Raw genomic sequence first — 6,853 nt, forward strand, 5'->3', positions numbered from 1 at the left:
CGGCCGGTTGTCGACCCTTGCCGCAGGTTTTGGCTTGCCAGCCGGACGGTTCACCTTGGCCGGCTTCGCCGCCGGGCGATTGGCGGTAGGCCTGGCCGCAGGTTTTTGGATGTTGGCGGGCTTGGCGGGGCGGGTGACGTTGGCGGGCTTCGCCTTCAGCCCGTCCAGCGTGCTCTTGCGGATGTCTCTCGTTCCCGCCGTCTTGCCCGGCGCCCTGTTCGCGAGGCTGTCGTTCTTCTTGATGTCGCGGGCGCGGTCGCGGATGGCGTTGTCGCCATTCTTCTCGATCCTGTTCTTGATGTTGTTCTGGTCGAACTTGTTCAACTGATCGCGGTCGATCTTGATCTTGCTGCGATCGACATTCTTCCAGTCGACGTCGTTGATGTTGATATTGCCGTTGAAGTCGCGGTTGTTGAAGCAGTTGTTGCAATCGATGTTGATGTCGTTGCCGTTCCAGCGGCCACCCCACACGCCCCAATCATCCCAGTCGACGGCGGCGGCCCAGATGGCGCCGGTCACCGCCCCGGCGAAGAATGTCGCCCCCGGGTACACATAGTATGGGTAAGGATCGGGATAATAGCGGATCGGTTCCCACACGTAATCCGGCTCATAAAACATCTGCGGCGGATATTGCGGGACGTAGATCACTTCGGGGCTCGCCGACTTGATGACGATGTTGTCGTTCGCCTTGACCACCTGGATCTTGTCGTCGGTCTTGATGACGCCTTTGGCGACCGCCTCGTCGCGCAGCTGCTGGATGGCAACCAGCACGTCCTTCTGCTGGTAGGCGATGGCATCGCCGAGCGTCTGCGTCCATTCGAGGTCGTCGCTCATCATCTTCACAATGTCGGGATAGTTGAGCAGCGACACCACGGAACCGTCCCAGCTCTCCTTGGGTTTCAGGCTCTTGTCCTTCTCGTAACGGTCGAGGAAGCGCGCCGCCTCGATGATCTGCAGCGGATAGAGCGCAGCCGCGGTGATCACGGCGATCAGCTCGTCCGGGTAGAGCGCAATCCGCGCGACCAGCACCTCCATCTCGTCGGCGCTCAGCGGCTCCGGCGAAGTCGTCGCATCGCCCGAAGCGTCAGCCGCCGCGACCTGTTCTTGTGCAAGGACAGGGTGCGCCGAACCAAACCCGGCAAGCAGCAGCGTCAGCGCCGCCGCGCCGACCTTCAACAAGTCATTGCCCGTCATGCTTCGATCCTCCCTGTCTGTCTCTGTCCGGGCAGCCTTTGCGCCGGGCCTGTTTGGCAGTATTTGTCACGTTCTGCGTGCAATGCAGCGGAAACCAAATGGCACGGGTGACGTCTCCGTCCTCGCAGAGATTCCGCCACAGGAATTCGCCCTGCCACGTGTTGGCCATCGGCTTCTCTTGTCATGGCTTCGTGTCGCTTCCTCTTCCAATGCAGCGCTTCAGGCCGCGATAAGGATCAAGGCTCGGACGCGAACACCTTGTTCCAGTCAGCTTTCATATCAACAATTGTCCAGCTCATGATTCCGGCTTCGTCGAGACCCTTGTCCAGGCGACCGATGGAAGAATCCCTGTCGTAGGCCCATTCGCGATCCGCGTCGGTGTGGTGCACATAGAGACAGAAGTGCGGTCCGGGACCGGAACAGGTCCATTGCAGCATCTGCAGATCGCCGTCGGAATTGCCGAAGGCGGCGATCGGCCGCCGGCCGATGTGGTGGTGGATGCCGACGGGCTTGCCGGCCTTGTCGTCGATGAAGTTGATTTCCGGCAATCGCATGAGCACCGGCGTTCCGTCGCGCATCTCGAACTTGGTCTTGCCGCTGCTGCCAACAACCTGCTCGGGCGGTATGCCATAGACCTTCTCCGTCCATGGGCGCATGAAATCGATGCCGCCGCCGGAGACGATGAAAGTCTTGAAACCGTTGGCGCGAAGATAGGCCAACAGCTCCAGCATCGGCTGGTAGACCATTTCCGTATAAAGCCGGCCGGTCTTCGGGTGCTTGGCGCTGGCAACCCAGTCGCGGACGATCTGGTCGAATTCGTCGGTGGTCATGCCGGAATGCGTGGTCATGACGATGTCCACGATAGCCGGCTCGCCACCGGCAAGCGCAGTCTTGATGTCCCCCTTCAGCAACGAGGCAAAGGGCTCCTTGTCCTTCCATTCCGGATGCTGCGGCGCCATTGCCTTGACCCGATCGAGTGCGAACAGGAGCTGGAAGTACAGCGGTTGCTCGCCCCACAGCGTGCCGTCGTTGTCGAAGACGGCGACGCGCTCTGCTTCGGGCACGAAGTCTGCCGCGCCTTCCGCAGTCACGCGTTCGACGAAGGCGACGATGGACTGCTTGGCCTTTCCGTCATTCCAAGACGGAAGCTGATCGGCGTTCTGCGCGGTGGCAGAGGCTGCGACCCCCAGTAATAGGAGGATGGACAACAGGTAGCGCTGCGCGGCGTAGGCAAGATTGGTCATAGTTTGATGTCTCCTCCAGGTCAGCGCCCCTCGGGAGCGCCATCATCAAACATGCCTTCGGCAAATCGTCTTTCGTGAGATTTGCCTATTGCCGCCCGGGGCGGAAGGTAATTAACGGTAACCTACGGGCAGAATCCGCTCGGTTGCATCGAAAGCGGGGCTGTCAAGGATACGGTCTAGCTCGACACGACAATGAGCCGCAGGGTAGGTCCAGCCCCGGTGGCGATATCGCGCAATAGCTTGGTTGGGTCGGGAAGGCATTGCGGGTTGTTGGGGACCGCCTGCCACAAGCGTGTCAATCCTCGGCCATAGGCGGATACGGCTTCGCCAGCAACAGTCCGCCTACGTAACTTACATAGGGATACTGGCACCATCAAAAAGACTATGCGCATTCTAGCTCATAGGTGATGGCACTATGGCAGCAAACGGCAAACCTCCTGGCAGGGAGCAGGCATATTCGGCGACGCCTTCCGCATGCCGAATTTGCGATCCGAAAATTGATAAGCAGTAGAGAACTGGCCAAGAACTGTCGAATCCGATCGCCTCAAACTTTCGGCGTCGATGATGTAGCCAACCGATCAGTTTGATGGCGGCCCTACGCTGTTGGGCTGAAGCGAACCCGGATCACGCTCCCGAATAAGAATCGCCGAGCACTGGATTGGAGATGAAACATGAACCAAGCAATCTTGAAGTCGCACCTTAGATCGCGGCCGCGATCTATCGGAATAGCGGCAATCTCAATCGGGCTGGCACTTTCCGTTTCGCCGTCGTGGGGTCAGAACGTCATCGACGCCGATGCTGACGGTATTCTTGTGGCCATGACAAACCATCTCAAAAGCTTACAGGCGTTCACGGTCGACTATGACACCGATCATGAGATCGTCGACCTGGCCGGCCAGAAGTTGCAGTACAGCGCTTCCGGCTCCGTCCAGGCGTCCCGCGGCGAGGGCTTCCACATGACCCGCAAAGGCCCTTTTGCCGACGTGGAACTCACCTTTGACGGCAAGGTAATCTCTGTCCACGGCAAGGGCATGAACGTCTATGCGCAGTTGGACAGTCCTGGCGCATCGATTGATGAGGCGGTCGAGGAATTCAGGGTGTCGACCGGGCTCGACGTTGCGGGCGCCGATTTTCTAGTCACCGATCCTTATGCCGTTTTGACCGAAGGCGTTACGTCGGGGAGACTGGTCGGCGATGCCTTTGTCGGCGGCGTCGAATGCGATCAACTGGCTTTTCGCAATGACGCCGTGGACTGGCAGATCTGGATCAGCAAAGGCGACCAGAAACTGCCTGTCAAATATGTGGTCACCACCAAATGGGTGACGGGCGCGCCGCAATATTCGTTGCGGTTCAGCAACTGGAAAGCCGGTGAGGTCGACGCCAAGTTGTTTTCGTTCAAGCCTCCGGCCAACGCGAAAAAGCTGGAGCGGATAGACTCCGACGAAGTTGGCGAACTTGTACTGGAGGGCAGCAAATGAACGCGCGGCGCATGCTCCGTAATCAACTCTCGGTCGCCGTTGTTATGACGGCGTTTCTTGTAACCGATGGCCTAATGGGGGGGAACTTCATCCCGGCAGGTTCGATAGTCTCCAGCGCGGAAGCGCGCGTCGGCAGGCCGCTTACGCCCGGCAGCGTCGCCGGCGTTGCGCGGCGTACAACGCGCCGGGTCGTCCGCCGCTCGACGATATACGTGGCGGCGCTCCCCCCCGCCTGCTCTCAGATTAGCATCAACGGCGCTACGGTTTGGCAGTGCGGCGGGACATACTACCAGCCCTATGGCGGCCGTTACGTCGTCGTCTACGTGAATTGATCGTAGCCGCCCAAAGCGAGAGGGCCTCCAATGACAGTACAACGACTGGGGCAGAAACGACCGGTCGGCCTTTGGCAAGGGCTGCGACGCCAACCGATCTCTGCTTGTGACCGTAAGCGGCGAACACCATAATTGACTGCGCCCTTAGCTTGCAGCCACTCTCCCCGGAGACGTAGCATGCACCCAGAACAGTTGCCCATAAAAGGGCGAGGAGCCAATATGTGCAGCTGCGGCATTCAAAACTCGAGGCGCTCATGAAGAACAAGCTCCGGCTCGGGTTCTTGCCAGTTGTCATCGTGCTCTTGCTAGCGCTGTTGCAGGGAACTTCTCTGGCTCAACAGCCTTCCCCCGATCTTCCGCCCGAAAAGGCAAAGCAGTTCCTCGAGCTTTTGTCCGATCCGGAACTAAAGGCATGGCTCGAGCGAAAGATTCCAGCGGCCACGGACGAGCCCGGCCTGTCGATTTCCGAGGACATCTTGAGCCTGGAGGCGGGTATTCGTGCCCGTATCGGTGCGCTCGGCGCCGCGATCCCGCGCCTGCCCGAAGAACTGTCGCGCGCCGCCGAAATTGTCTCGCGTGACGTGAACTCCGGCAGGCCAGGGCTGGTTATGGGCATCCTGGCGGTCTTGATCGCGGTCGGTTTCGGAGCCGAGTGGGCGGTCCGACGAGTGCTCGACACGACGAGGAGCGCGGTTGCTCAGGACGACGCCGGACAAGCGATCCTCTTCGAGACTGTCGCCCTGCTGACTTTTGCGCTCGCCAGCGCCGGTTCGTTCTTGGCACTCGGATGGCCACCCTTACTCCGCAGGATCATTCTGACCCTGCTTCTTGCGTTCATCGCGTTCCGTGTCGTTCGCGCGGCAGCCCGATTGCTGTTTGCGTTCGGCGGTGCGACGAGCGGCCCCTCGGACAGGCCGACTCCGCTTTTCGAAAGCGAGGCTTCGACCCGTTTCTGGCGTTGGCGAGTCAACCTCGTGGCCGGGTTCCTATTGTTCGGCTGGGCGATCGCCAGCCTCATGCCTGGCCTAGGCTTCTCTCGAGAGGTTGCAGAGCTCGTCGCCTTCCTGTTCGGGCTTGGCATTCTGGCGACCGCAATCGGCGTCGTCTGGCAACGGCCCGACGGGCGAGGCTCTCTGGTCAAGCAATCGTTTCTCACCTTGTTCCTGATCGTGCTCTGGGTGGCTTGGGTGGCCGGCCTGCTCGGCGTCCTGTGGCTTGGCATTTTCGCCCTGGTGCTGCCGACAGCCTTGCGCGGCGTCGGCGCCGCGGCAGAGGCCCTCGCCGGCAGGTCGAAGCGCAGCGGCGCGATGGGCGTCGTACTCAACGTGCTCATTGTCAGGGGCGCCAGGGCGGCGGTCATTGCCGCGGCGGTCGCATGGCTCGCCTATATCTGGCGGATCAGGGCCGCGAGCCTCGCCGGCAGCGAAACCGACGGCTTCCTGATAACCGGGCTGCTCAACGGCATCATCATTTTACTGATCGCCGACCTGCTCTGGCAACTGTCGAAGGCCTTGATCGAATACCGCATGAACCTCGCGCCGGCGGATGGGAGCAGCGCCGACGAGATCGCACGCAGCGGCCGCCTGCGCACGCTGCTGCCGATCTTCCGCAACGCCCTTGCCGTGTTCATAGCCGCGGTCACCGTACTAACGATCCTCGCTGGGCTCGGGGTGCAGATACTCCCGCTGATTGCCGGCGCCGGCATCTTCGGCATCGCCATCGGCTTCGGCTCGCAGACCCTGGTCAAGGACGTGCTGAGCGGCGTGTTCTACATGATGGACGACGCCTTCCGGGTCGGTGAATACATCCAGAGCGGCAGCTACAAAGGCACGGTCGAATCCTTCAGCCTGCGTTCGGTGCGTCTGCGTCATCATCGCGGCCCCATCTATACCGTCCCGTTCGGTGAGCTCGGGGCGGTCCAGAACATGAGCAGGGACTGGGTGATCGACAAGATCACGATCGGCGTGACCTATGATTCCGACGTGGACCTGGCGCGCAAGCTCATCAAGAAGATAGGCCAGGAACTGGCAGCCGATCCTGAATTTGCGGCCGACACGATCGAGCCGCTCAAGATGCAAGGCATCGACAATTTCGGGGACTACGCGATTGTTCTGAGGATAAAGTTGACGACGAAGCCGGGGACCCAATTCGGCATCAAGCGGCGCGCCTTCATGATGATCAAGGCGGCATTCGCGGAAAACGGTATCAAGATCGCGGTTCCCACCGTTCACGTCGAGAGTGGCGGGGAGACTGCGGCCGCTGCTCATCAGGCAAACCAAACCCTGAAAAAGAGCAAGGCCCCCTTGGAGGCGTGAGGTACACGCCATAGAGCTGCGCGGTCCTGTCCACGTCATCCGAACTCGGGGCAAACCGGACATCATGCCGTCGTTGCGGACGTTTTGGCGAACGTAGTCAGATACCAAGACATCGACCCTTAGGTGGCGTTCGTATGCGTGCCAACGGCCATTTTAGCGTCAAGGACTGAACGGTCCGCAGTGCGCTGGGCCAGTACTAGCCCGTAGGTTACAGTTAGTTACGTTCCCTGACGTGAGCCGATCGGCCAAGGTCACTCACAGCCGTCATATCCCATCGCCCCGCAAGAGGA

General features: G+C 60.5%; 5 protein-coding genes. 3 read left to right on the plus strand and 2 right to left on the minus strand.

Annotated features, from left to right (window positions below; all coding sequences use genetic code 11):
• Both EOB36_RS32515 and EOB36_RS32520 read right to left on the minus strand, forming a co-directional pair.
• A partial coding sequence (locus tag EOB36_RS32515; protein WP_128286499.1) for a DUF3300 domain-containing protein occupies positions 1 to 1,194 on the minus strand: 1,194 nt, incomplete at its 3' end.
• 236 nt (positions 1,195 to 1,430) lie between these two features.
• Positions 1,431 to 2,438, minus strand: a complete 1,008-nt coding sequence (locus tag EOB36_RS32520; RefSeq protein ID WP_126106614.1) for an HAD family hydrolase — start codon at positions 2,436 to 2,438, stop codon at positions 1,431 to 1,433.
• 671 nt (positions 2,439 to 3,109) lie between these two features.
• Here EOB36_RS32520 and EOB36_RS32525 point away from each other — a divergent pair.
• The 3 genes from EOB36_RS32525 to EOB36_RS32535 all read left to right on the plus strand — a co-directional run bounded on the left by EOB36_RS32525 (position 3,110) and on the right by EOB36_RS32535 (position 6,563).
• Positions 3,110 to 3,916, plus strand: coding sequence for a DUF2092 domain-containing protein (locus tag EOB36_RS32525; protein ID WP_128286500.1), 807 nt, complete (start codon positions 3,110 to 3,112; stop codon positions 3,914 to 3,916).
• A 44-nt stretch (positions 3,917 to 3,960) separates the two neighbouring features.
• Positions 3,961 to 4,248 carry a hypothetical protein gene (locus EOB36_RS35600; RefSeq protein ID WP_245465687.1) on the plus strand — a complete coding sequence of 96 codons (288 nt, stop codon included), beginning with the start codon at positions 3,961 to 3,963 and terminating at the stop codon, positions 4,246 to 4,248.
• 254 nt (positions 4,249 to 4,502) lie between these two features.
• Positions 4,503 to 6,563 carry a mechanosensitive ion channel family protein gene (locus tag EOB36_RS32535; RefSeq protein ID WP_128286501.1) on the plus strand — a complete coding sequence of 687 codons (2,061 nt, stop codon included), beginning with the start codon at positions 4,503 to 4,505 and terminating at the stop codon, positions 6,561 to 6,563.
• Positions 6,564 to 6,853: the final 290 nt, after the last annotated feature.

The sequence above is a fragment of the Mesorhizobium sp. M6A.T.Cr.TU.017.01.1.1 genome, assembly GCF_004023115.1.
In the GTDB taxonomy this organism is placed as follows: domain Bacteria; phylum Pseudomonadota; class Alphaproteobacteria; order Rhizobiales; family Rhizobiaceae; genus Mesorhizobium; species Mesorhizobium mediterraneum.

What these genes read in the sequence shown, in the direction of transcription:
- EOB36_RS32535 (WP_128286501.1), top strand. Translation starts at nt 4,503, where the DNA reads ATGAAGAACAAGCTCCGGCTCGGGTTCTTGCCAGTTGTCATCGTGCTC.
- EOB36_RS35600 (WP_245465687.1), top strand. Translation starts at nt 3,961, where the DNA reads ATGACGGCGTTTCTTGTAACCGATGGCCTAATGGGGGGGAACTTCATC.
- EOB36_RS32525 (WP_128286500.1), top strand. Translation starts at nt 3,110, where the DNA reads ATGAACCAAGCAATCTTGAAGTCGCACCTTAGATCGCGGCCGCGATCT.
- EOB36_RS32520 (WP_126106614.1), bottom strand. Translation starts at nt 2,438, where the DNA reads ATGACCAATCTTGCCTACGCCGCGCAGCGCTACCTGTTGTCCATCCTC.